The organism is Pseudonocardia yunnanensis (genome assembly GCF_039534065.1).
Classification (GTDB): Bacteria; Actinomycetota; Actinomycetes; order Mycobacteriales; family Pseudonocardiaceae; genus Pseudonocardia; species Pseudonocardia yunnanensis.
In genome coordinates this window covers 66,246-88,824 of record NZ_BAAAUS010000030.1, presented here as the reverse complement: position 1 = coordinate 88,824, position 22,579 = coordinate 66,246, and the positions used below count along the sequence as shown (strand labels likewise).

Below are 22,579 nucleotides of genomic sequence, written 5' to 3'. Positions count from 1 at the left end.
GCCGTGTCCATCGCACTGGCCGTGGCGCTGCTCGCGCTGCTCGTCTCGCTCTTCGTGCTGGTGGCGCTCGTCGCGGTGTACGCGCGGGTGCGTGCATTGGAGGCGGGCCGGGTAGCGGAGCTGTCCGGCTACGCACCGCTCGTCGGACGCCCGGCACCTGCCGCGGTGCGTCCGCGCTCCGGGCAGCGAGCGGCCGTCGTCGCCGTGCTCGACGCCGACTGCGCGCTCTGCCACAACATGTGGGACGCCATCACGGTGGCAGGCGAGCAGGACGAGCACATCCGCTTCGTCGCGCTGGTGGACCGGCCCGACGATTTCGCCGCACGCCCCGGCGGTCGCGCCGAGATGCTCGCCGACGTCGACGCCCGGGCCGACCTGTTCGAGGGGTACTCACCGACCCTGCTCGCCGTCGACGCCGCCGGCGTCGTCACCCACCGCAGCTTCGTCTACGCCGACACGGACCTGGGTGCGCTCGTCCGGGACCTGACGCAGACACACGACCCCGGGCGACAGCACCCAGGAGGACGAGAGGTGACCCGCGCATGACGCGCCTGGACGACATCCCCACGGCGTTCGCACCTCCGATGCAGGCTCGCCCGAGTGCTGTGGTGGCGCGCATCCGTGCCATCCGGCCCAGCCGACGCGCGGTGCTGCGCGGTCTGGTGATCGGCGCGGCCGCGGCGGCGCTGGTGCCCCTCGACTGGTACCTCAGCCGACGCCAGGCGTCCGCGGACCCGGAGGCGGAGGACGACGACAAGTCGGAGCACCTCGAGTGCACGCCGGAGTCCTACGACGAGGAGGCCAACAACTGGCCCGAGGACGGCAACGCGCTCTGCTACGGCGGTTGGCGCCGCGGGTCGTACCCGTGCTCCGAGGGTTACCACCGTGAGGGCACCTACGAGATCGACGGCGACTCCTACGAGTCGACGCGGCTCACCACGAGCTGCCACGGCAAGAACGGCTGGCGCTGGAAGGGCTACCGCTGCTCCGACGCGGTCACCGACGTGTACTACGCCGACGGCGACACCTACCGGGGCGTCACGATCGCTGCCTGCGAGCTGCCGCCGGACACCGAGGCAGCGGCGGGTGCCGCCGACACGACGGCCGCGCCGACCCCCGCGGCCACCGAGACCCCGGCGGCCACGGCCACACCGGCGAGTACGGTCGTCCCGGCAGGAGCGCCGATCACGTCGGGAACGCGTGGCCAGTCGGGCCCGGTCGGCGCGCTCGTGCGCCCGGGCATGAGGTCCGTCTGATGATCCCCGCCAGATCGCGTCCCCGGTGGTTGCTGCACCCGATCACCGCGGCGGTACTGCTGCTGCTCGTCGGCGTGTTCGCCGCGTTCGTCGCGGTCACCGCCGAACGGGAGCTCGCAGCTGCGGGCGCGTTGCTGCTGCTCGTCGCTGTGGCGGGCGCCGCGGCCGGGTTCGCCAACTCGGGCAGTACCTGAAGCCACAACTCAGCGTTCCTGCTGAGCGCGTCGGTCTGGCGCGACAAGCCCGTGATCCGGTTCTTCGGCACCGGCCTGCTGCTCGGTGCCGTGGTGGTGGCCTTCGCGGCCGCGGTGCTCGGTGCGCTGCCCCACGCGCTGCTGCCCGAGGTGGTCCGCGACGTCCTGTTCGGCCTGGCCGCTGTGCCGGTGCTGCTGCGGGAGTGTGGGCTGCTGCGGTTCCCGGTACCCCAGAACGCCCGGCTCGTCCCGGAGGACGTCCAGCACCTGCGGCAGTGGGGTGCGATGCAGTTCGGTTTCGAGATGGGCACCGGGATGCGCACGTACTCGCCCTCGGCGCTGCCGCACCTCGTGCTGGTCGCGATCGTGTTCATCGTGCCGTTCCCGGCCGCGTTCGCGCTGGCCGCGGGCTTCGCGCTCGGACGTCTCGCGATGCCGTTGCTGTCCAACGCCTGGAGCGACGACGGCGCATGGAGCGCGGTGTGGGCGCGGTCGGAGCCCCTGGTCCGGCCGGTGCTGGCCCTGACCTGCGTGGGCACGCTGGTCGCTGCGATGCTCGGGTGGTGAAGACCGCCGAGGTGGTCGTCGTCTACGACGTCTCCTGCCCTGCCTGCTCCCGGATCGCACGGGAGCTGCCCGACCTGCTGCGCGTTCCGGTGCGGGTGCGGTCCTGCCGCGATCCTCAGCTCGCCGCCATCCACCCCGGCCTTCCCGCGTCGGTGAGGGCCTGCGCGGCCCCCGCGTTGGGCACCGTGCGCCCGGACGGCTCGGTGCGCTGGTGGCCGGGCCTCTCGGGGGCGATCGCCGTGCTGCCCCTGGTGCGCCGGGGCGCGCTGTGGGAGGCCCTCGGGGTGCTGCGGACCGCGCTGCGGACTCGAGTGCGCTGAGCCATCACCGGCCGGCCCTGGCCATCCTGCGGTACCAGCCGTCGCCCGCCTGCGTGTTGCGGTGCACCCGGCGCCGCGTCTCCCGCTCGTCGTCCGTCTCCGGCCTGATCGAGGCCGTGAGGCCGGTGTCCCGGCGGAACGGGACGACCTGCACGAGCGGTGTCCCCTTCGGCAGTACGTGCACGCCGTCGGAGCCGGTCGCGATGAAGGGCAGGTTCACCGGGGCCGTGTAGACGTCGGTGTCGACGAGTCCCGCGAACAGCTGCACGACGTCGCTCGGGCGGTTCAGCGGCGGGAGGAACAGGCAGCTCCAGCCCGGCGCGGTCCGGATCGTCCAGTGGTTGTGGAACTTCATCGGTGGTCGTGGTTCGTACGGGTTGCCTGCGACCTGGAACGGAGCGTGGGTGCTCACCATCTCCCGGTCGAACTCCCAACCCGCGTTGACGGTGCGGCCGCCGTCGCTGATCTCCAGCCGGACAGTCGTGGCGAGCGGCAGGATCCAGCCGGCGCCCAGCGCGTCGAGGAACGGCATGCAGCGCTTGACGGTGAGCCCGTCGTTCGTGGCGCTGAGTCGTTCGGCGTCCATGCCGGGCAGGCGGCGCAGCCACGCCGGGAGCACCGTGCGGGCCGGGACGGGCTCGGCGATCACCCCGGCGTCCTCGGCACGGCAGCGGAACGCGATGGTCGCGGATCTGCGCTTCACCCTGACCTCCTGGTCGGGCCGGGCCGCGGCGACCCCGGCGAGGGCCGCCGCGGCGGGTGGTCAGTCGTCGTCGCTGGAGGAGTTGGAGCTGGAGTTGCTGGAGGAATTGGAGCTGGAGTTGTTCGAGGAGTTGGAACTGGAGTTGTTCGACGAGTTGGAGCTCGTGTTGCTGGAGGAGTCCGAGCTGCAGTTGTCGGAGGAGTTGCCGGAGGAGTTCGAGCTCGCCACCGGGAGGATCTCCGCAGGCGTCGTGCTCGCTCCGGCCGTGCCGGCGCCGATCGCTGCGGCGATGCCGACAACGCCGATGCCGACGGCAGCGGCCTTCCACGTCCTGCTCTTCGGTGTACGCATGATGGGCTCCGTCGCTCGGGTCCCGCGGCGCGGGACGACTCGTACGAGAGTCGGCGCCGGCGGTGAGCACGTGATGAGGGCCTCGTGACAGGTCTCTCATCCGGCGCCCTACTAGCGTGAGGGTCGTGCCGACGAACGAGCGTCCTTACGGTTCCTGGCCGACCCCCATCACCTCGGAGCAGGTCGTCGCCGCGTCGGTGCGGCTCTCCGGGCTCGCCGTCGACGGGGCCGACATCGTGTGGTCCGAAGGACGGCCCGCCGACGCAGGACGAACGCAGCTGGTGCGCCGCTCGGAGGACGGCACCACCGCCGACCTGCTGCCCGCCGGACGCGACGCCCGCACCGCGGTGCACGAGTACGGCGGCGCGGCCTGGTGGGTGCGCGACGGGATCGTGTGGTTCAGCGACTGGGCCGACCAGCGGCTGTACCGGATGGCCCCGGGGGCCGCGCCCGAACCGCTGACCCCGGAGCCGGTCTCGCCGCGCGCAGACCGCTACGCCGAGGGGGACGTCTCTCCCGACGGCACCTGGATCGCCTGCATCCGGGAGCACCACGCGGGCAGCTCGGCGCTCGACGTACGCAACGAGATCGTCCGGATCGCGGCCCACACCCCGTCCGAGCCGGAGGTGCTCGTCACCGGTCCGGACTTCGTCGCGTCGCCCCGGATCAGCCCCGACGGCCGCTCGCTCGCCTGGGTGCAGTGGGACCACCCGTCGATGCCGTGGGACGACACGCAGTTGCTGGTCCGCGATCTCCGTACGGGCGAGGAGACGGTGGTGGCAGGCGGTCACGGCGAGTCGGTGTTCGAGCCTCGGTGGAACGAGGACGGCTCACTGTGGTTCATCAGTGACCGCACCGACTGGTGGAACCTGTACCGCTGGGTGCCAGGGGCCGACATCCAGCCCGTGGTGCGCGAGGAGGCCGAGATCGGCTCGGTGGGGTTCGGCCTGGGTTCGGCGTACTACACGGTGCTCGCTGACGCCCGGGTGGTGTTCGTGCGCCGCCGCTCGGGTTTCGACGCCCTCGTCGTGCGCGAGCCCGACGGCTCGCTCGCCGAGCTGGACCTGCCGTTCTCGGTGATCACGGCGGTGCAGCCGGCCGGTCCCGGCACGGTGGCGGTCATCGCGGGCGGCCCCGTGGCCGAGCCGGGGGTGTACCTCGTGGACCTGGCCGCCGGCGCGCTGGAGGTGCTGCGCCCGCCGCGCGACCTGGGCATCGGGCCATCGATGTTGTCGGTGCCCGAGCCGGTCTCGTTCCCGTCGGCGGACGGAGCGGGGCTGCCGCGCACGGCGCACGCGCTCTTCTACCCGCCGGCGCACGAGCAGTACCACGGCCCGGAGGGCGAGCTGCCGCCGCTGATCGTGGTGATCCACGGCGGTCCGACGTCGGCGGCTGTGCCCGTGCTGAACCTCGCTCTCCAATACTGGACGAGCCGCGGGTTCGCCGTCGTCGACGTCAACTACGGCGGTTCCACCGGCTACGGACGCGCCTACCGGGAGCAGCTCCTCGGTGAGTGGGGCGTGATCGACGTCGCCGACTGCATCGCGGCCGCGCAGTGGCTCGCGGAGCGGGGACGTGTCGACCGCAACCGGCTGTGCATCCGCGGAGGCTCGGCCGGCGGGTACACGACGCTCGCGGCGCTGGCCCGCGAGGACACGCCGTTCGCGGCGGGCGCCGACCTCTTCGGCGTGGCCGACCTCGCGGCGCTGGCCGCCGACACCCACAAGTTCGAGAGCCGCTACCTCGACCGGCTCGTCGGTCCGTACCCGCAGGCTCGCAAGGTCTACGAGGAACGTTCGCCGATCCATCACGTCGACCGCTTCCACCGCCCGCTGATCGTCCTGCAGGGCAGCGAGGACGAGATCGTGCCGCCGAACCAGAGCGAGCTGATCGTCGAGGCGCTGCGCAAGCGCGGGCTCCCCGTCGCCTACCTGCTTTTCGACGGGGAGCAGCACGGCTTCCGGCGTGCGGAGAACATCCGCCGGGCGCTCGACGCCGAGCTGAGCTTCTACGCCCAGGTGCTCGGCTTCGAGCTGCCCGCGGATGAGGGGATCGAGCCGGTGGTAGTGGAGAACCTCTGAGCGTGCTCACACGCACCGCAGGGCGTCACGCTCCGCCGGTGGCGCCCCCGGTGTCCATCAGCGCCGGGTCGGCCGGTGCGGCGGCCGTGCGCCTCGCCCGGGAGAGCCTGCGCTCCACGTACTCCGCGAGCTTGCCGAGGGCGTAGTTGATGACGATGAAGATCAGAGCGACGATCGTGTAGATCTGGATGGGGTTGTGCAGCGTCTGGATGATGATGTTCGCCGTCCGGACGAACTCCTCGTAGCTGATGATGAAGCCCAGCGAGGTGTCCTTGACGATCACCACGAGCTGGCTGATCAGCGCAGGGAGCATCACCCGGAACGCCTGCGGCAGCAGGATCGAGGAGAGCACCTGGCCCCTGGTCAGCCCGAGGGAGTAGCCCGCCTCGGCCTGGCCCCGCGGCAGCGATGCCACGCCGGCCCGGATGATCTCCGCGATGATCACCGAGTTGTAGGCGGTCAGCCCGATGACCAGATACCACAGGACCGGCAGGTCGAGCCCCACCTCGGGCAGCACCCTGGCCGCGAAGAAGATCGCGATCACCACGGGCACGCCCCGCAGGAACTCGATCACCCCGACGACGAGCCAGCGGTAGTACCGGTTCGCCGTGATGCGGCTGACCGCGAACAGCGTGCCGATGACCAGCGAGAACACCAGCGTGAGCGCCGCAGCCACGAGCGTGGCGACCAGCGCCTGGCCGAGCAGCCGCCAGACCGCCGCGAAGTCGGAGTTGAACGGGTTGATCAGCGGACCCCACAGCTCACCGGAGAACTGGCCCTGGCCCGCCAGCCGGATGATCACGAGAGCGATCACGACCAGCACGATGACGCCGGCGACGCTGCTGGAGATCAGGGTGCGGCGCCGGGCGACGGGTCCCGGTGCGTCGTAGAGGACGGAGGTGGTCATCGGGCCACCGCAACCTTCCGCTCGAGTACGCCCAGCAGGATGCCGCCGGGGATGGTCAGGAGCAGGTAGCCCAGGAGCACACCGGCCAGGACGCCCGCAGCGGCGTAGCCCTGGGCCGAGGTGAGCTGGACGCCGTTGGCGAACAGGTCGCCGCCGACGCCGAACGCGCCGACGATGGCCGAGTTCTTGATCATTGCGATGATCACGCTGCCGAGCGGGGGCACGACGGTGCGCAGCGCCTGGGGAAGCACGATCAGTGAGAGCGACTGGCTGAACGTCAGGCCGATCGCACGGGCGGCCTCGGCCTGACCGGCCGACACCGAGTTGATGCCACTGCGGACGGCCTCGCAGACGAAGGCGGCCGTGTAGCAGGTCAGCCCGATGACGCCGAAGTAGAAGTAGGACCCGTTGATGCCCAGCTCGGGCAGTCCGAACGCCACGGCGAACAGGACCACGGCGAGCGGGGTGTTACGGAAGACCGTGACCCAGGCCGCGCCGACCATGCGCAGTGGTGGGACCGGCGAGACCCGGAAGCCGGCCAGGACCGTGCCCACGACGAGCGCACCGATCGCGGAGATCAGGCAGATGAGCAGCGTCTGGAGGAAACCCTGCACGTAGAGCGGGAACTGCTCGACGATGACGCCCACAACACCCCTTTCGCACCGAGGAACGGCACCGGGGTGCCGACCGGCCTGGTCGGCACCCCGGTTCCGGAGAGATCAGCTGCAGGCGTCGGCCGCAGGCAGCGGCGGGACCTCCGGGGTGACCTTCCCGACGGTCGAGTCCCAAGCGGCCTTGTAGCTGCCGTCGGCCTCCGCCTCCTTGAGCGTCTGGTCGATGAACTGGCAGAAGGCGACGTCGCCCTTCTTGATGCCGATGCCGTAGGGCTCCTCGGTGAACTTGTTGTTCACGAGCTTGAACGCCCCGTTCGACTGCTCGATGAGGCCGCTGAGGATGACGTTGTCGGTGGTCACGACGTCGACCTGGCCGGTGCGCAGCGCGTCGGCGCACTTCGAGTACACGTCGAACAGCGTGAGGTTCGCCGGGTCGATGTACTTCTTGATGTTCTCCGACGGGGTCGAGCCCGACACCGAGCAGACCTTGGCGTTCGCAGCACGTAGCGAGTCGGGACCGGTGATGGTGGTGTTGTCGCTCTTGACCATCAGGTCCTGGCCCGCGACGTAGTACGGACCAGCGAAGCTGATCCGCTCCTTGCGCTTGTCGTTGATCGTGTAGGTGGCGACGACGACGTCGACGCGGTTCTGCTCGATCACCTCCTCACGCACGGCGGACGGCGCCTCGGTGTAGGCGATCTTGTCGGCGGGGATGCCCAGCTTCCCGGCGATGATCTTGGCGATCTCGACGTCGAAGCCCGCGGGGTTGCCGTCGAGCCCCTTCAGGCCGAACAGCGGCTGGTCGTACTTGGTGCCGACACGGAGGGTCTGGGCCTTGTTGAGGGCTTCCATGGTGGAGCCGGCCGGGAAGGAGACGCCCTGGGCGACCGACGGCGCGGCACCGGAGGAACCGCCGAGTGATGACGACTGGTCACCGCAGGCGGTGGCGGCGACCACCAGGGCCGCCGCAACGGCGGCGATCCGGGTGAGATGAGCGAGACGCATGGTGGTGCAGGTCCTTCCGTCGGTGCGAGAAACGAGGCCGTGCGGGCCGGGCGAGCGGCCTGTCAGTGCGTGAGGATCTTGCCGAGGAAGTCCTTGGCGCGGTCGGAGGAGGGGTTGGAGAAGAAGGAATCGGGCGCCGCGTCCTCGACGATCTCGCCGTCGGACATGAACACGACCCGATGGGCGGCCCGGCGGGCGAAGCCCATCTCGTGGGTGACGACCAGCATCGTCATGCCGTCTGCTGCGAGCGTGGTCATCACGTCGAGTACCTCCTGGACCATCTCCGGGTCCAGGGCGGATGTCGGCTCGTCGAAGAGCATCACCTTGGGCTTCATGGCGAGCGCGCGGGCGATGGCCGCGCGCTGCTGCTGGCCGCCGGAGAGCTGGGCGGGGTACTTGTCCCGCTGGTTGGCGATGCCCACGCGTTCGAGCAGCGCGAGGCCGTCCTTCTCGGCGGCGGCCTTCGACACCCTCCGGACCTTGGTCGGCCCGAGGGTGACGTTCTCGAGGATCGTCTTGTGGGCGAACAGGTTGAAGCTCTGGAAGACCATGCCGACGTCGGCGCGCAACGCCGCGAGGGCCTTGCCCTCTTCAGGCAAGCGCTTACCATCGACCTCGATGATGCCGCTGTCGATCGGTTCGAGCCGGTTGATCGTCCGGCAGAGCGTGGACTTGCCGGATCCAGACGGGCCCAGCACCACCACGACCTGGCCGCTGTCGACCTCGAGGTTGATGTCGCGCAGGACGTGGAGCTCGCCGAAGTGCTTGTCGACGGACGCCATGCGGATCATGGCGGTGTTGGTCACTGTGGGCCTCCGGGCATGGCGGGACGCTAGGACGATGCGGTCGACTCAGTCCAGCACCTTGAGCAACCCATAGGGTTTCGCTCCGATAACGCTCGGCGAGAAGGTGTGGGGGATTTGCACATCCTGCTGGTGGAGGACGACGACCGGGTGGCGGCCGCACTGCGGCCCGCATTACACCGTAACGGGATGACGACCACGCGGCTGGCGCACGGCCGCGGGGTGGTCGACCATCTGGCCGGGGTCGACGTGGTGCTGCTCGACCTCGGTCTGCCCGACATCGACGGCGTGGATGTCTGCAGGGAGATCCGGGCGGTCAGCGAGGTGCCGGTGATCGTGGTGTCCGCCCGCGGCGAGGTCGACGACCGCATCCTCGGCCTGCACTCCGGCGCGGACGACTACCTCGTCAAGCCCTACGACATCGGCGAGCTCCTGGCACGGGTGCATGCTGTCTACCGTCGGCGCCGGGTCGTCCCGGCCGCGGGATCCGCGGGCCCGGACGACGTGGTGGTGATCGACGACGTCAGCGTCGACCTGCACCGCCACTCGGTCACGGTCGCAGGCAGGCCGGTCAACCTCACGCGCAAGGAGTTCCAGGTACTCGCGCTGCTCGCGAGCTCGGGCGGCGCCGTGTGCCCGCGCAGCAGGATCGTGGCCGAGGTGTGGGGCCGCTCCTGGGCCGGTGCCAACCGCACCCTCGACGTCCACGTGGCAACGCTGCGCACCAAGCTCGGCCGTGCCGACCTCGTGCAGACCGTGCGGGGCGTGGGCTACCGGCTGGGAGTGCCCGACAACGGCCCCTCCTTCACCGGCACGGAGTAGGGGTGCGCGCCCGGCTCCTGGTGATCGTGCTGTTCCTGGTCGGCCTGCTGGCCGTGGGGCTGGGCGTCCCGCTGGCCCTGACGAACGCCCAGGCGAACCAGCTCGAGCTCTTCACCGACCGGCTGACCGACACGATCTTCTACGCCTCGCTCGCGGAGCGCCCGATCACCGAGGCGGACACGTCGGGGCTGGAGGCCGACCTACGCCGCTACGACTCCGTCTACGGCGTCGCGGTGATGGTGGTGGATCGGAACGGCCGGGTGGTCGCCACGTCACGGCAGCCGCCGCCCGTGCTCGACGACGCCGGCCGCAGGCGTGTCGAGCTCGCGCTGGCGAACCGGCGCTCGGAGTCGTACCCGCCGCTGCTGCCCTGGGACGACCGGCCGCTGGTGCTCGCCGAGCCGGTGCTGGTCGATGCCGAGGTCCGCGGGGCCGCTGTCACGGTCTCGCCGACCGACGCCCTACGCGCCGAGGAGGTGCGGGTGTGGTCGGTGGTGGCGGCAGCCGGGCTGCTCGCGCTCGTGCTGGCCGTGCTGGTCGCGCTGCCGATCGTCAGGTGGATCCTGCGTCCGGTCCGCAGGCTCGACGAGGGCACCGGACGGGTCGCAGCCGCGGTGCTCGCCGGGGCGGACGCCGAGCCGGTGGCCGACGGGTCGGGGCCTCCGGAGCTGCGCAGGCTGTCGGTCTCCTTCGACCGCATGGCCGAGACGGTGACCCAGGCGTACTCGGCGCAGCGGGCCTTCGTCGCCGACGCGAGCCACCAGTTGCGCAACCCCCTCACGGCTCTGCGCCTGCGGCTGTCCAACCTGGAGGGGCGGGTCGACGCGGCCGCCGTGGAGGACCACATCGCTGCGTTGGAGGAGGCCGAGCGGCTCTCGACACTGCTCGACGGGTTGCTCGCGCTGGCCCGGGCCGAACGCACAGCGCCCGTGGTGGTCGTCGAGGTCGACCCTGCCGTGGCGGACCGGATCGAGGCCTGGCGTCCGCTGGCGGAGCACACCGGCCTGCGGCTCCTCCGCTGCGGAGAGCACGGCCTGAGCGCGGCCGCGCCGGTCGGGGCGATCGAGACGGTGCTCGATGCCGTGCTGGACAACGCGGTGAAGTTCTCGCCGCCGGGTGGCGCGATCACCGTGCGCACCGGGGTGACCTCCTCCCACGTCGAGATCGCGGTGCGGGACACCGGCCCCGGCCTCGAACCGGACGAGCTGGAACGGGCGACCGACCGGTTCTGGCGCAGCCCGGGCCAGAGCAACGTCGAGGGCTCCGGGCTGGGGCTGGCGATCGCCGCCCGCACCGTCGAGCTGGCCGGGGGTGGGCTGGAATTGGAGCTCCCCGCGGGCGGTGGCCTGCAGGTGATCGCACGGTTGCGCCGGGTGCTCCCTGAGGAGCCCGGGGACCCCGTGGACTACGTCAGATGGTCTTCGTCATGCGGAAGAACCGCTCCGCGCCAGGGTGCAACGGCACCGGCTGGGTGCCGATGGCGGCGCGGGGATCGATGGTGAGAGCGGCCGGGCTCGCCACAGCGAGGTCCGGCTGTGCCTCGAACAGCCCTCTCACCAGCGCGTTCGCCAGGTCGTCCGGCATCGCGGCAGCCACCAGCAGGAAGTTGCGCACGAGCAGCGTGGTGACGGGCGCAGGAATGCCGTAGGTCGCGGCCGGGACGGTGCCGGGCGCGTACGCGGGGAAGGCCTCGCGCACCGGCGTGACCACGTCCTCGAGGTCGAGCAGCCGGATCGGCAGCGCCTGCGAGAGCCGGCTGATCCCGTCGGTGGGCACCCCACCCGACCAGAAGAACGCGTCGATCGCACCGCTCTCCAGCGCGGCCACCGACTCGTTGATCCCGAGCTGCTCGGCCTGCAGGTCCGTGTCGGGGTTCAGCCCGGCCACGCCCAGCAGCCGCGTGGCGATCACGTACACGCCCGAGTCACGGGCGCCGAGCGAGACCCTGGCTCCCCGCAGGCCGGCGAGCGTGGTGGCAGGCGAATCGGCCCTGACCACGACGTGCACGACGTCGTCGTAGATCCGGGCGAGCGCGCGTGGGGCACGCGGATCATCCGGTGCGGAGCGTTCCAGCTGGTCGGCGGCCGTGTCCACCTGGCTGAACACCACGTCGGCCGCCCCCGCGGCGAGGAGCCGCAGGTTGTCCACCGAACCGGCCGTCGAGAGCACAGCGGGCCGGACCGCGAGCCCCAGCTTCTGCTGCCACGCGTCTGCGAGTGCAGTGCCGAGCGCGAAATAGACGCCCTGGGTGCCGCCCGTGGCGAGGGTCAGCCGCGCACCGGCGTAGGGCGACGAGCAGGCGGGAAATGTGCTCAGCAGGCCGAGAGCGCCGAGCCAGCGCAGCACGGAACGCCGGTCCACCGCACGCCCCCCCGCCACGGGGGCATCCTGCCGTGCCCGGCCGATGCGGTCGACCGCCCGGCGGCGGCCTACCCTCAATCTGTGAGCCGTAGCTACGCCATCCGCACGTACGGGTGCCAGATGAACGTGCACGACTCCGAGCGGATGGCCGGGCTGCTCGAGGCGGCGGGGTACACGAAGTCCGACTCGGACGAGGCCGACGTCGTCGTGTTCAACACCTGCGCCGTCCGCGAGAACGCCGACAACCGGCTCTACGGCAACCTCGGCCACCTCCGCCCGGTGAAGGACGCCCGGCCCGGAATGCAGATCGCGGTCGGGGGCTGCCTCGCGCAGAAGGACCGCTCCGAGATCGTCCGGCGCGCTCCCTGGGTCGACGTCGTGTTCGGTACGCACAACGTGCACGCCCTGCCCGTCCTCCTGGAGCGGGCGCGGCACAACGCCATCGCACAGGTCGAGATCGCCGAGTCGCTCGAGGTCTTCCCGTCCACGTTGCCGAGCCGGCGGGAGTCCGCCTATGCCGGATGGGTGTCGATCTCGGTCGGCTGCAACAACACGTGCACGTTCTGCATCGTCCCGTCGCTGCGGGGCAAGGAGAAGGACCGCAGGCCGGGCGACGTGCTGGCCGAGGTCTCGGCGCTCGCGGCCGACGGCGTGCTCGAGGTGACCCTGCTCGGACAGAACGTCAACTCCTACGGAGCCGAGTTCGGCGACCGGGGCGCCTTCGCGAAGCTGTTGCGGGCCTGCGGCGAGGTGGACGGCCTCGAGCGGGTGCGGTTCACCTCCCCGCACCCCCGCGACTTCACCTCCGACGTGATCGCCGCGATGGCCGAGACGCCCAACGTGTGCCCACAGCTGCACATGCCCCTGCAGTCCGGCTCGGACGACGTGCTGCGACGGATGCGCCGCTCGTACCGGTCGGCGCGCTACCTCTCGATCCTCGACGAGGTGCGGGCCGCCATCCCGCACGCGGCGATCAGCACCGACATCATCGTCGGGTTCCCCGGTGAGACCGATGCCGACTTCGAGGCCACCCTCGACGTCGTTCGCGATGCCCGGTTCGCCAACGCCTTCACCTTCCAGTACTCGCCCCGGCCCGGCACACCGGCCGCCACGCTGCCCGACCAGCTGCCCAAGGCCGTCGTGCAGGAGCGGTACGAGCGGCTCGTCGCCGTGCAGGAGGAGATCTCCTGGGCGGCCAACCGGGCGTTCGAGGGTCAGATCGTCGAGGTTCTGGTGTCCAAGGGTGAGGGACGCAAGGACGGCGCGACCCGCCGGATGAGCGGCCGCGCCCGTGACGGACGGCTGGTGCACTTCGCCCCCGGCGAGGCGGGTTCCGCCGCGATCCGGCCCGGCGACGTCGTCGAGGTCGCCATCGGGTACGGAGCACCGCACCACCTGGTGGCGGACGGTCCTGTGCTGTCCCACCGCCGCACCCGTGCCGGCGACGCGCACGAGGCGGGCACCCGTCCGGGCGGCGCCCCCACGACGCTCGGCCTGCCGGTCTTCGGCGCCCCGGAACCGGTGGCGGCCGCACCCGGATGCGGTACCCGCACGTGAGCGACGCACGAGCTGATCGGGCGCGGCCATCGAGCGGCGAGGGAGGAAGAGCGATGAACGAGCGGAAGGTCCCCGAAGAGCTGGCGGCCCTCGACCAGGAGCTGGACCGGGCGGGCAGGCGCATCGAGCGTCAGATCGACCCCGGCCCCACCGCACTGGCCGTGTCGATCGCGATACTCGTGCTGATCGGGGCGCTGATGCTGCCGTGGACCGGGTCGATCCGTGGCTGGGAGGTGTTCGCCGGCCTCGAGCCTCGGCTCGGGGTGCTGCCGCGCCTGTTCACCTACACCTCGCTCGGCTTCGGCCTGGTCGTCTCGGCACTGGCGCTCGCCACCCGGTGGTGGGCACTGGCCTGGCTGGCCGCGGTGGGCTGCGGGATCTCCGTGGTCACCGGGGTGTGGGCGATCTGGTCCCGGCAGGTCGGGGCTCCGGTGGGCGCCACCGGGCCCGGCGTGGGGCTCGTGCTGGCGGTGCTCGCCGTGGTGACGCTCACCGTGTGCTGGGTGCGGATCGCCGGACGTCGCTGACCCACCGGCCGGCCCGGCGGCCCGGGGAGCGCACGGCCCCCCGGGTACCCGTCAGCGCTGCCGCACCGCCTGCTCCGCGGTGGTGAGCCACTCGCGCCACTGCTCGGCCTGACTCCGCGCCTGCTCGGCGCGCCGGGCGTCGCCGGCCGCCTGGGCCTTCTCCGCCTGCGCCTCGAACTGAGCCACCCGCTCACGGAACTGCGCCACCCGTGCCTCGGCCTCGGGGTCGGTGCGTCGCCACTGCCGCTCGGCGGCATCGCGCACCCTCTCCTCGACGGCCCGCAAGCCGGCCTCGAGCGGCCGGATGTCGTCGCGCGGGACCTTGCCGATCTCCTCCCAGCGCTCCTGGATACGGCGCAGGGCGGCGCGGGCTCCGCCCGGATCCGACACGTCGATCTTCTCGGCCTCAGCGAGCAGGGCCCGCTTCGCCTCCGCGTTGGCGGAGAACTCGGCGTCCCGCTCGGCGAAGGTGCCGGACCGGCGCGCGAAGAACGCGTCCTGTGCGGTGCGGAACCGCTGCCACAGCGCGTCGTCGGCGTCCTTCTGCGCGCGACCTGCGGCCTTCCACTCGGCCATGAGGTCGCGGTAGCGGGCCGCGGTGGGCCCCCAGTCGTCGGAGTCGGTGAGCTTCTCCGCCTCGACGACCAGCTCCTCCTTGCGGGCCTTCGCCGTGGCGCGCTGGCGGTCGAGGTCGGCGAAGTGCGAGCCGCGGCGACGGTTGAACGACTCACGGGCCTTCGAGAACCGCTTCCACAGCTGCTCGTCGGTCTTGCGGTCGATGCCGCGGATCGAGCGCCACTCGTCGAGGATCGCCTTGAAGCGGTCGCCGGCCTGCTTCCATTGCGTGGCCTCGGTGGCGAGCGTCTCGGCCTCCGCGGCGAGCTCCTCCTTGCGGGCCACGGAGGCGGCACGCTGGGCGTCGCGGGCCGACCTGGCCGCGTTCACGGCCTCCTCGGCCTGCGCCATCAGCTCGTCGAGCCGGTCGCGCAGCCCCACCAGGTCGCCGACCACGGTGGCCTCGTCCAGTCCGTCGCGCAGCGTCTTGGCGCTGCTCAGCGCGTGCTTCGGGTCGCCACCTCCGGCGGCGAGGCGCGCCGCGAGCAGCTCCGTCTCGGTAAGTAGGTCGTCGAACCGGCGGGCGAAGTGGGCGAGCCCCTCCTCGGGCGCCCCGGCCTGCCAGGACCCGACGACCCGTTCCCCGTCGGGCGTGCGGACGTAGATGGTGCCCTCCGCGTCCACTCGGCCCCAGCGGCCCGGGTCGACGCTCGCACTGGCGACGGGGGAGGGCTGGGCGACCGGCACCGGCGCGTCCGTGGCCGTGCCACCCGCGGCCGCCGGTGAGACGACCGGTGGCGGGTGCGGCGCGTTGGCGACGTCGGTGGGGCTCGGGTGCGGCGCGTGGGCGACATCGGCCGGGCTCGGGTGCGGCGCGTTCGCGACCGTGGCCGGGCTCGGGTGCGCCGCGTCGGCGACCGTGGCCGGGCTGGGCCGCGGCGGCGCGGGCGTCGCGGCAGGGCCCGGGCGCGGTGGCGCGGGCCGGGGCGGCTCGGGAGCCGCCGGGGCGGCGGCCACCGGACTTGCCGTCGGCTCGGACGCAGGCGTGGCGTCCTGCGTGGCTGCCGTGTCCGTCTGCTCGGCTGCCGGCACGGCCGCAGCCGCGGCCTCGGCGCCGGCTTCTGCCGAGGCGGGAGTTGCCTCGGCTGCTGGGGTGGCCGGCGGCGCGGGCACAGGCGTTGCGGTCGGTGCGGGCGTCGGCGCAGGAGTCGGCTCGGCCGGTGGCGTGGCCGCTGCCTCGGCGCCGGCTCCGGGTTCGGCCCCGGCGCCTGAGCCGCGACCGTGCCCGAACTCCAGCGGCGATGGCCGTGCTGCCGGAGGTTGGGCTGCCGAAGGTTGGGCTGCCGGAGGTTGTGCGGCCGGAGGTTGGGCCGGCGACGATTCGGCGGCTGAGGTCTGGGTGGCCGGGGATTGTGCGGCCGGGGTCTCGACGGCGTCAGCGCCGGTTGGATCAGCGTCCGCATCACCTGCCGGAACCGACTGCTCCTGGGCCGTCGGCTGCGCCGCTGCCGCCTGCTCGACCTCGGCTGCGGGCCCGGTGGCCTCGCCCTCTGTGGCCGTGTGTGGCGTTTCCGTCCCCTGCTGCTCCGACACCGTCGTCCTCCTTGCTCCGGCCCGCCGCGGACGGCGGGCGCCCCGCCCGTGGGCGGAGCCGTGCACAGCGACCGTTCCCGGTCCTCGTGACCGCTGGTCGTCCCGCGATTGAAACAGTTCGGCGGGCCGACCGGAACAACCCGCGCGGGCGCTGCGCAGCCAGCGGCCTGTACCGATCGGCGAGTCGCGCCCGAACGCGCTGGTCGAGAACTGCAGCCTAGGCTTCGATCGTGCTGTCGTTGGTCGCCGTGGTGCCCGAACCGCCCCTGCTCGTTCCCGAGCTGGCGACGGGCGCGGCGGCCGAGACCGCCGAGCTACGGGCGGCGTGCGTCGGCGCGGCAGTGTGTCTGGGGGCGGCCTCGCCGCGGTGGATCGTGGTGGGCGCCGATGGGCGTGGCAGGCGCACCGTCCGGGCGCCCGCCCGCGGCACCTTCGCCGGCTTCGGAGTCGACGTGACGGTGCAGCTCGATCCCGCCTCCGCCGCTGCGCCGATCGACCGGGAGCTCCCGCTGCCGCTGCTGATCGCCGGATGGATGGCGGCGGCCGCGGGTGTCCCGGCCAGCATCCGGGGTGAGCTCGTCGCCCCCGACGAAACCCCGGCCTCGTGTGCGGATCTCGGTACTGCGCTCGCCGCCGAGGCCGCGGCCGACCCGGAGCCGATCGGCCTGCTCGTCGTCGGGGACGGCGCCGCGACCCACAGCGAGACGCTTCCCGGCCTGCTCGACGAGCGCGCCGGTCCGTTCGACACGGCCGTCGCGACGGCGCTGCGGGACGCCGACACCGACGTGCTGGCGCACCTCGACGCCGGGCTCGCCACCGCGCTGCTCGCAGCGGGCCGCGCACCGTGGCAGGTGCTCGCCGCGGCGGCCGCCGGAGGCCGGTGGCGCGGGGAGCTGCTGCACTCGTCGATCCCGTACGGCGTGGCCTACCACGTGGCGGTCTGGGCGCCGTTGCGGTGAACGCGCCACCACTGGTCGCCGTCGTCGGGCCGACGGCGACGGGCAAGTCCGACCTTGGCCTCGCGCTGGCCGCGGAGCTGGGCGGCGAGGTCGTCAACGCCGACGCCATGCAGCTCTACCGCGGCCTCGACATCGGCACCGCGAAGCTCTCGCCCGCCGAACGCGCCGGCATCCCGCACCACCTGATCGACGTCCTCGACGTCACGCAGGTCGCGTCCGTCGCGGCCTATCAGCGCGCGGCGCGGGAGGTGGTGGAGCGGCTTCGCGCAGCCGGTCGCACCGCAGTGCTCGTCGGCGGCTCCGGTCTGTACGTGCAGGCCGTCGTCGACGAGCTGGAGTTCCCCGGCACCGATCCGGATCTGCGCGCCGCGCTGCAGGCCGAGCTGGACGAGCGCGGGCCCGAGGCGATGCACGCCCGGCTCGCCGAGGTCGACCCGGAGGCGGCCGCGGTCGTGCTGCCCACGAACGGCAGGCGGATCGTCCGGGCCCTCGAGGTGATCGCCCTGACCGGCCGCCCGTTCCCGGCGCGGCTGCCCGCCGGCGGCGCGCCCCGCTACGGCGCGGTGCTGCTCGGAGTGGAACGCGACACCGCGGACCTCGACGCACGCGTCGCCCGCAGGGTGGCGCGGATGTTCGCCGCCGGGCTGGTCGACGAGACCCGCGGGCTGCTCGACCACGGGCTGCGTGACGGGCTCACCGCGTCACGTGCGCTGGGCTACCAGCAGGTCATCGCCGCTCTCGACGGCGCGGGGGACCACTCCTGCGCCGCGGCGGAGACGGTTCGCGCCACCCGACGCTTCGTTCGCCGCCAGCGCTCCTGGTTCCGTCGCGATTCCCGCATCCACTGGCTCGACGCCGCCGCCCCCGGCCTCCTCGACCGCGCCATGGCCGCGCTGGCAGCCCAAGTAGGCTCATGACGTGCAGTTCAGCAAGGGCCACGGCACCGAGAACGACTTCATCGTGCTGCCCGACCCCGACGCCACCCTGGACCTCACCCCCACCAGGGTCGCCGCGCTCTGCGATCGCCGCCGCGGGCTCGGTGCCGACGGCGTGCTGCGCGTGGTGCGCTGGGCGGCGCTGACGGACGCACCCGCGCCGGTGCCGGGCGTCGAGTGGTTCATGGACTACCGCAACGCCGACGGCACGGTCGTCGAGATGTGCGGCAACGGCGTACGCGTCTTCGCCCGCTACCTCGCCCGCGCCGGCTGGCTCACCGGCAGCGAGACGCCGGTGGGCACCCGCAGCGGCGTGCGCGTCGTCCGGATGGATCCCACCAGCCCCGACGGTGAGATCTCGGTGGACATGGGGCCCGCGATCGTCGGGGAGCCCAGCACCGCGAGCGTCGACGGTGCGTTCTTCCCCGGCGTGGCCGTGGACGTCGGCAACCCCCACCTGGCGTGCGTCACCGGCCACGACATCGCAGCGCTCGATCTCACCGTCGCCCCCGGCCACGACCGGGCACTGTTCCCGCACGGGGTGAACGTCGAATTCGTCTCCCCGCTCGTCGCGACCGGCGCAGGTCCTGACGGAGAGGTGACGATGCGCGTCCACGAGCGGGGTGTGGGGGAGACGCGCTCCTGCGGCACCGGCACGGTCGCCGCGGTCGTGGCCGCGCTGCGCGACACCGGCCGCCACACCGGCACGGTGGCAGTGCACACCCTCGGCGGCCGCCTCAGGGTCACCGTCGAGGCAGCCACCACCGTGCTGCACGGACCCGCTGTTCTCGTGGCCCACGGCGAGCTGACCAGGTCCTGGTGGGAGGCCGCCGGTCGCGAACCCGCTCGGATGAGCAGCTGACCGCATCCGACACGCGATGTTCCGCGTAGAAACAAACCAGACAGGCGGGGCGTTGGCATGGGAGCATGAATCCCACGATGACTAAACCCGTCCTGTCCGCCACCACTGGTGAGCCGCGCCGTTACGGCGCCGATGCGCGTTCCGCCGACGCCACGCGAGGCGACCTCGATCTCGAGGAGCGCACGTCCCTCCGCCGCGTGGCGGGACTGTCCACCGAGCTCACCGACATCACCGAGGTCGAGTACCGGCAGCTGCGCCTCGAGCGCGTCGTGCTCGTCGGGGTCTGGACCGAAGGCAGCGCCGAGCAGGCCCAGGCCTCGCTCACCGAGTTGGCGCGCCTGGCCGAGACCGCCGGTTCGCAGGTGCTCGACGGCCTGATCCAGCGCCGCTCCAAGCCCGATCCGGCCACCTTCATCGGCACCGGGAAGGTCGACGAGCTACGCGACTCCGTGCTCTCCGCGGGCGCCGACACCGTGATCTGCGACGGCGAGCTCTCGCCAGGCCAGCTGCGTCAGCTGGAGGAGAAGCTCAAGGTCAAGGTGATCGATCGCACCGGCCTCATCCTCGACATCTTCGCCCAGCACGCCCGTTCCAAGGACGGCAAGGCGCAGGTGGAGCTCGCGCAGCTGTCCTACCTGCTCCCGCGCCTGCGTGGTTGGGGTGGGTCGCTGTCGCGCCAGGTCGGTGGCCGGGCCGCAGGCGGCGTCGGCATCGGTGGCCGTGGCCCCGGTGAGACCAAGATCGAGCTCGACCGTCGCCGCATCCGCCACCGCATGACGAAGCTCCGGCGCGAGATCGCCGGGATGCGGCAGGTGCGGGCCACCCAGCGCGGCTCCCGAAACCGCAACGAGATCCCGTCGGTGGCGATCGTCGGCTACACCAACGCCGGCAAGTCGAGCCTGCTCAACGCGCTCACGGGCGCCGGTGTGCTCGTCGAGGACGCGCTGTTCGCCACCCTCGACCCCACCACGCGCCGCACCTCCACCGCCGACGGACGCACCTACACGCTGACCGACACCGTCGGGTTCGTGCGGCACCTGCCGCACCAGCTCGTCGAGGCGTTCCGATCCACGCTGGAGGAGACGGCCGACGCCGACCTGCTCGTGCACGTGGTCGACGCGTCCGACCCGCTCCCGGAGGACCAGATCAAGGCGGTCCGCCAGGTGCTCGTCGAGATCGGCGAGGAGCACGCGGGCACGATGCCCAAGGAGCTGCTCGTCGTCAACAAGACGGACGCAGCAGGCGACCTGCAGCTCGCGCGGCTGCGCCACCTGCTCCCGGACGCCGTGTTCGTCTCGGCTCGTCGTGGCGACGGAGTGAACAAGCTCCGCGAGCGCCTCGCCGAGCTGCTGCCGCGACCCGAGGTCGACGTGGAGCTGCTGGTGCCCTACGTGCAGGGCTCGCTGGTGGCCCGGGTGCACTCGGAGGGCGAGGTGCTGGCCGAGGAGCACACCCCGCACGGCACCCGGCTGCGCGCCAGGGTCGGTGCCGACCTGGCCACGGCCGTGCTGCCCTTCGCGCTCGCGGGGGTCCCCCTCGAGGACGGCGCCGCACACTGATCCGACTGCTCATGGCCGGGGTCCTGACGATGGCCCTGGCCGGTCCACCAGCCGCTCCGCAGGTGAAGTGTGCCGTGGAGGATCCGCGGCTCGCCGAGCTCTCGGGGTTGGCGGTCGCCGGCAATGCGCTGTGGGCGATGAGCGACGGGGGCAGCCGCGTCGAGCTGCACCAGATCGACCCCGACACGTGCGCCGTGGTCGACTCGCAGAGCGCGGGGGTGAACCCTTTCGACCCCGAGGATCTCGCCGTCGGCCCGGACGAGTCCCTCTGGGTGGCCGACATCGGCGACAACGAGCTGCGCCGCGACACCGTCGCCGTGGTGGTGCTGCCGCCGCAAGGGGAGAGCCGGCTGCACCGGCTCACCTACCCCGACGGTCCGCACGATGCGGAGGCCCTGCTGATCGACGCGCGTGGCCGCCCGGTCGTGATCACCAAGGAGGTGGGGCGCCCGGCCGGTGTGTACCGCACTGCCCAGGTGCCCGAGGGAGTCGGCCCCACCCCGCTGGTACGGGTCGGCGAGGTGACGCTGCCGTCGTCGGACACGCCGGGCGGACCGATCGGAGAGATCGGATCGCGCGTGGTGACCGGGGCCGCGGTGAGCGTGGACGGCTCGGTGGTGGCCCTGCGCACCTACACCGACGCCTGGCTGTACCCCGTGTCCCGGGGCGACTTCGTCGGCGCGCTCAGCGGCACGCCCGTGCGCGTGCCGCTGCCTGACGAACCGCAAGGTGAGGCGCTGGCGTTCGACCGCGACGGCACGCTGCTGTCCGGGTCGGAGAGCCGCGGGGCCACCGGCGAGCTCCGCGCCGTGGCGGGAGCGGTGGCTCTCGCCGCCGCGCGCCCTGGGACCGACGGTGCCTCGGCGCCCGTACGGGCGCCGGAGGCGGCCGAACCCACCCCCCCGTGGCTGCCTGCCGCCCTCGGCGGAGGCGCCGTGGCAGGGGTCCTGCTGATGCTGGCGGGGGCGATCGCCCTGCGCCGTCGTTGACCCTGGAGCGGTAGCGCCTGCAGCCGTCCGGGCTGCTGTCAGAGCCTACGCAGCACCGCCACCACACGGCCGAGCACGGTGGCGTCATCGCCTGCGATCGGGTCGTACGCCGGGTTGGCCGGCATCAGCCACACGTGCCCGTCGCGCCGCTTGAACGTCTTGACCGTGGCTTCGCCGTCGATCATCGCGGCGACGATCTCGCCGTTCTCGGCCACGGGCTGCTGCCGGACGACCACCCAGTCGCCATCGGTGATCGCGGCCTCGATCATCGAGTCGCCACGGACGTTCAGCAGGAAGAGGGTGCCCTCGCCGACGATCTCGCGGGGGAGCGGGAACACGCTCTCGACGGCCTGCTCGGCGAGGATCGGCCCACCGGCCGCGATGTTGCCCAGGAGCGGCACGAAGGCGGGTGCCGGGCGGAGCTCGTCGGAGGTGGTGCTGTCGGTGGTGACCGTGCCCGCCGTGACGACGTCGTCGCTGACCGGCGTGTCGTCCGGCCCCCGCACGTCGACCGCGCGCGTGCGGTTGGGATCCCGGCGCAGGTAGCCCTTGCGCTCCAGGGTGCGCAGCTGGTGGTGCACCGAGGAGGTGGAGGTGAGGCCCACGGCGTCACCGATCTCCCGCACGCTCGGCGGGTAGCCGAACCGTTCGACCCAGTCGCGGATCACCTCGAGCACCTTGCGCTGGCGGGGGGTGAGCCCTGCCGGGTTGGTCGGGGGGTCGGGGAACGCGCTGACCTGTGCCGACCTGCCGTTCAGCGTCGCGTTGACGCCGCCGGGTGTGTCCGGGCCGGCCTCGCTACCGGCCCCGGTGCCGGGCTCGTCCCGTGCCATTCGTCGTGCCTCCTCCGTGGTCGCTGCCGGCGGCCTTCTCGCGCTGGCGTGGTGCGACGCGGTGTCCGTTGTGGTCGGCACGACGGTAGCCCCGATCCCGTCCTCCGCCAAACGCATGTTCGAACGACACGCCCACTTTTCTCGATTCTGTCGGTGCTCGGTGGTAGACATCGCACAGACGTTCGTTCGAACGGTTGTTTGAGTCGCGCGGGCGGCGGTGGGGCTG

Annotated in this window: 24 protein-coding genes; 16 read left to right on the top strand and 8 right to left on the bottom strand. The window is 72.4% G+C overall.

The features are described from left to right. The first annotated feature begins 3 nt into the window (after positions 1–3). Genes ABD743_RS27590 through ABD743_RS27570 form a run of 5 tightly spaced genes read left to right on the top strand, consistent with a single transcriptional unit; the run spans position 4 to position 2,337 of the window. Positions 4–546: a hypothetical protein gene (locus tag ABD743_RS27590; protein WP_344725260.1), complete on the top strand. Its 543-nt coding sequence runs from the start codon at positions 4–6 to the stop codon at positions 544–546. Further along, positions 543–1,256 carry a hypothetical protein gene (locus ABD743_RS27585; RefSeq protein ID WP_344725259.1) on the top strand — a complete coding sequence of 238 codons (714 nt, stop codon included), beginning with the start codon at positions 543–545 and terminating at the stop codon, positions 1,254–1,256. Before ABD743_RS27590 ends, ABD743_RS27585 begins: the two co-directional genes overlap by 4 nt. Beyond that, positions 1,256–1,450 (top strand): hypothetical protein, encoded by a 195-nt coding sequence (locus tag ABD743_RS27580; RefSeq protein WP_344725258.1) that lies wholly within the window; start codon positions 1,256–1,258, stop codon positions 1,448–1,450. Before ABD743_RS27585 ends, ABD743_RS27580 begins: the two co-directional genes overlap by 1 nt. Positions 1,451–1,501: 51 nt before the next feature. After that, positions 1,502–2,017 (top strand): hypothetical protein, encoded by a 516-nt coding sequence (locus ABD743_RS27575; protein WP_344725257.1) that lies wholly within the window; start codon positions 1,502–1,504, stop codon positions 2,015–2,017. Then, on the top strand, positions 2,014–2,337 hold the full coding sequence (locus ABD743_RS27570) for a thioredoxin domain-containing protein (protein WP_344725256.1): 324 nt from the start codon (positions 2,014–2,016) through the stop codon (positions 2,335–2,337). The genes ABD743_RS27575 and ABD743_RS27570 overlap by 4 nt, the downstream gene beginning before the upstream one ends. A 4-nt stretch (positions 2,338–2,341) precedes the next feature. On the opposite strand, the gene ABD743_RS27565 is transcribed toward ABD743_RS27570, so the two are convergent. Next, complete coding sequence (locus ABD743_RS27565) at positions 2,342–3,040, bottom strand: DUF6065 family protein (protein WP_344725255.1); 699 nt, start codon at positions 3,038–3,040, stop codon at positions 2,342–2,344. On the opposite strand from ABD743_RS27565, the gene ABD743_RS27560 reads away from it, so the two are divergent. Together ABD743_RS27560 and ABD743_RS27555 are read left to right on the top strand one after the other, a co-directional pair. Continuing rightward, positions 3,018–3,479, top strand: a complete 462-nt coding sequence (locus ABD743_RS27560) for a hypothetical protein (protein ID WP_344725254.1) — start codon at positions 3,018–3,020, stop codon at positions 3,477–3,479. The genes ABD743_RS27565 and ABD743_RS27560 overlap by 23 nt on opposite strands. Before the next feature lie 37 nt (positions 3,480–3,516). Then, entirely contained in the window at positions 3,517–5,472 is a 1,956-nt protein-coding gene (locus ABD743_RS27555) for a S9 family peptidase (RefSeq protein WP_344725253.1), read from the top strand. Between the two features lie 25 nt (positions 5,473–5,497). Here ABD743_RS27555 and ABD743_RS27550 read toward each other — a convergent pair whose 3' ends face one another. The 4 genes from ABD743_RS27550 to ABD743_RS27535 all read right to left on the bottom strand — a co-directional run bounded on the left by ABD743_RS27550 (position 5,498) and on the right by ABD743_RS27535 (position 8,789). After that, complete coding sequence (locus ABD743_RS27550) at positions 5,498–6,379, bottom strand: amino acid ABC transporter permease (protein WP_344725252.1); 882 nt, start codon at positions 6,377–6,379, stop codon at positions 5,498–5,500. After that, positions 6,376–7,026, bottom strand: a complete 651-nt coding sequence (locus tag ABD743_RS27545) for an amino acid ABC transporter permease (protein WP_344725251.1) — start codon at positions 7,024–7,026, stop codon at positions 6,376–6,378. Before ABD743_RS27545 ends, ABD743_RS27550 begins: the two co-directional genes overlap by 4 nt. Positions 7,027–7,098: 72 nt before the next feature. Continuing rightward, on the bottom strand, positions 7,099–7,998 hold the full coding sequence (locus tag ABD743_RS27540) for a glutamate ABC transporter substrate-binding protein (protein ID WP_344725250.1): 900 nt from the start codon (positions 7,996–7,998) through the stop codon (positions 7,099–7,101). A 62-nt stretch (positions 7,999–8,060) separates the two neighbouring features. Continuing rightward, positions 8,061–8,789, bottom strand: a complete 729-nt coding sequence (locus tag ABD743_RS27535) for an amino acid ABC transporter ATP-binding protein (protein WP_344725427.1) — start codon at positions 8,787–8,789, stop codon at positions 8,061–8,063. A gap of 129 nt (positions 8,790–8,918) precedes the next feature. Between ABD743_RS27535 and ABD743_RS27530 the strand changes: the two genes are divergently transcribed. Beyond that, positions 8,919–9,623, top strand: a complete 705-nt coding sequence (locus tag ABD743_RS27530; RefSeq protein WP_344725426.1) for a response regulator transcription factor — start codon at positions 8,919–8,921, stop codon at positions 9,621–9,623. Positions 9,624–9,625: 2 nt separating this feature from the next. Further along, entirely contained in the window at positions 9,626–11,125 is a 1,500-nt protein-coding gene (locus tag ABD743_RS27525) for a sensor histidine kinase (protein WP_344725249.1), read from the top strand. Here the strand turns inward: ABD743_RS27525 and ABD743_RS27520 are convergent. After that, positions 11,034–12,002 (bottom strand): TAXI family TRAP transporter solute-binding subunit, encoded by a 969-nt coding sequence (locus tag ABD743_RS27520; RefSeq protein WP_344725248.1) that lies wholly within the window; start codon positions 12,000–12,002, stop codon positions 11,034–11,036. The genes ABD743_RS27525 and ABD743_RS27520 overlap by 92 nt on opposite strands. Positions 12,003–12,065: 63 nt before the next feature. Here ABD743_RS27520 and miaB point away from each other — a divergent pair, with 63 nt between their 5' ends. Both miaB and ABD743_RS27510 read left to right on the top strand, forming a co-directional pair. Further along, a complete protein-coding gene (gene miaB / locus ABD743_RS27515) occupies positions 12,066–13,541 on the top strand; it encodes a tRNA (N6-isopentenyl adenosine(37)-C2)-methylthiotransferase MiaB (RefSeq protein ID WP_344725247.1) in 1,476 nt (491 codons plus the stop codon). A gap of 53 nt (positions 13,542–13,594) precedes the next feature. Then, positions 13,595–14,068, top strand: coding sequence for an Rv2732c family membrane protein (locus ABD743_RS27510; protein WP_344725246.1), 474 nt, complete (start codon positions 13,595–13,597; stop codon positions 14,066–14,068). 51 nt (positions 14,069–14,119) lie between these two features. Here the strand turns inward: ABD743_RS27510 and ABD743_RS27505 are convergent, their stop codons facing one another. Further along, positions 14,120–15,796 (bottom strand): DUF349 domain-containing protein, encoded by a 1,677-nt coding sequence (locus ABD743_RS27505; RefSeq protein ID WP_425566990.1) that lies wholly within the window; start codon positions 15,794–15,796, stop codon positions 14,120–14,122. 650 nt (positions 15,797–16,446) lie between these two features. On the opposite strand from ABD743_RS27505, the gene ABD743_RS27500 reads away from it, so the two are divergent. The 5 genes from ABD743_RS27500 to ABD743_RS27480 all read left to right on the top strand — a co-directional run bounded on the left by ABD743_RS27500 (position 16,447) and on the right by ABD743_RS27480 (position 21,520). After that, a complete protein-coding gene (locus tag ABD743_RS27500) occupies positions 16,447–17,175 on the top strand; it encodes a class III extradiol ring-cleavage dioxygenase family protein (RefSeq protein WP_344725245.1) in 729 nt (242 codons plus the stop codon). Then, positions 17,172–18,092, top strand: a complete 921-nt coding sequence (gene miaA / locus ABD743_RS27495; RefSeq protein ID WP_344725244.1) for a tRNA (adenosine(37)-N6)-dimethylallyltransferase MiaA — start codon at positions 17,172–17,174, stop codon at positions 18,090–18,092. The genes ABD743_RS27500 and miaA overlap by 4 nt, the downstream gene beginning before the upstream one ends. A gap of 1 nt (position 18,093) precedes the next feature. Then, complete coding sequence (gene dapF / locus ABD743_RS27490) at positions 18,094–18,972, top strand: diaminopimelate epimerase (protein WP_344725243.1); 879 nt, start codon at positions 18,094–18,096, stop codon at positions 18,970–18,972. Between the two features lie 77 nt (positions 18,973–19,049). After that, positions 19,050–20,531 (top strand): GTPase HflX, encoded by a 1,482-nt coding sequence (hflX, locus tag ABD743_RS27485; RefSeq protein ID WP_344725242.1) that lies wholly within the window; start codon positions 19,050–19,052, stop codon positions 20,529–20,531. A gap of 11 nt (positions 20,532–20,542) precedes the next feature. Then, positions 20,543–21,520 carry an NHL repeat-containing protein gene (locus tag ABD743_RS27480; protein ID WP_344725241.1) on the top strand — a complete coding sequence of 326 codons (978 nt, stop codon included), beginning with the start codon at positions 20,543–20,545 and terminating at the stop codon, positions 21,518–21,520. A 38-nt stretch (positions 21,521–21,558) separates the two neighbouring features. On the opposite strand, the gene lexA is transcribed toward ABD743_RS27480, so the two are convergent. Further along, positions 21,559–22,353, bottom strand: a complete 795-nt coding sequence (lexA, locus tag ABD743_RS27475) for a transcriptional repressor LexA (protein ID WP_344725240.1) — start codon at positions 22,351–22,353, stop codon at positions 21,559–21,561. Positions 22,354–22,579: the final 226 nt, after the last annotated feature.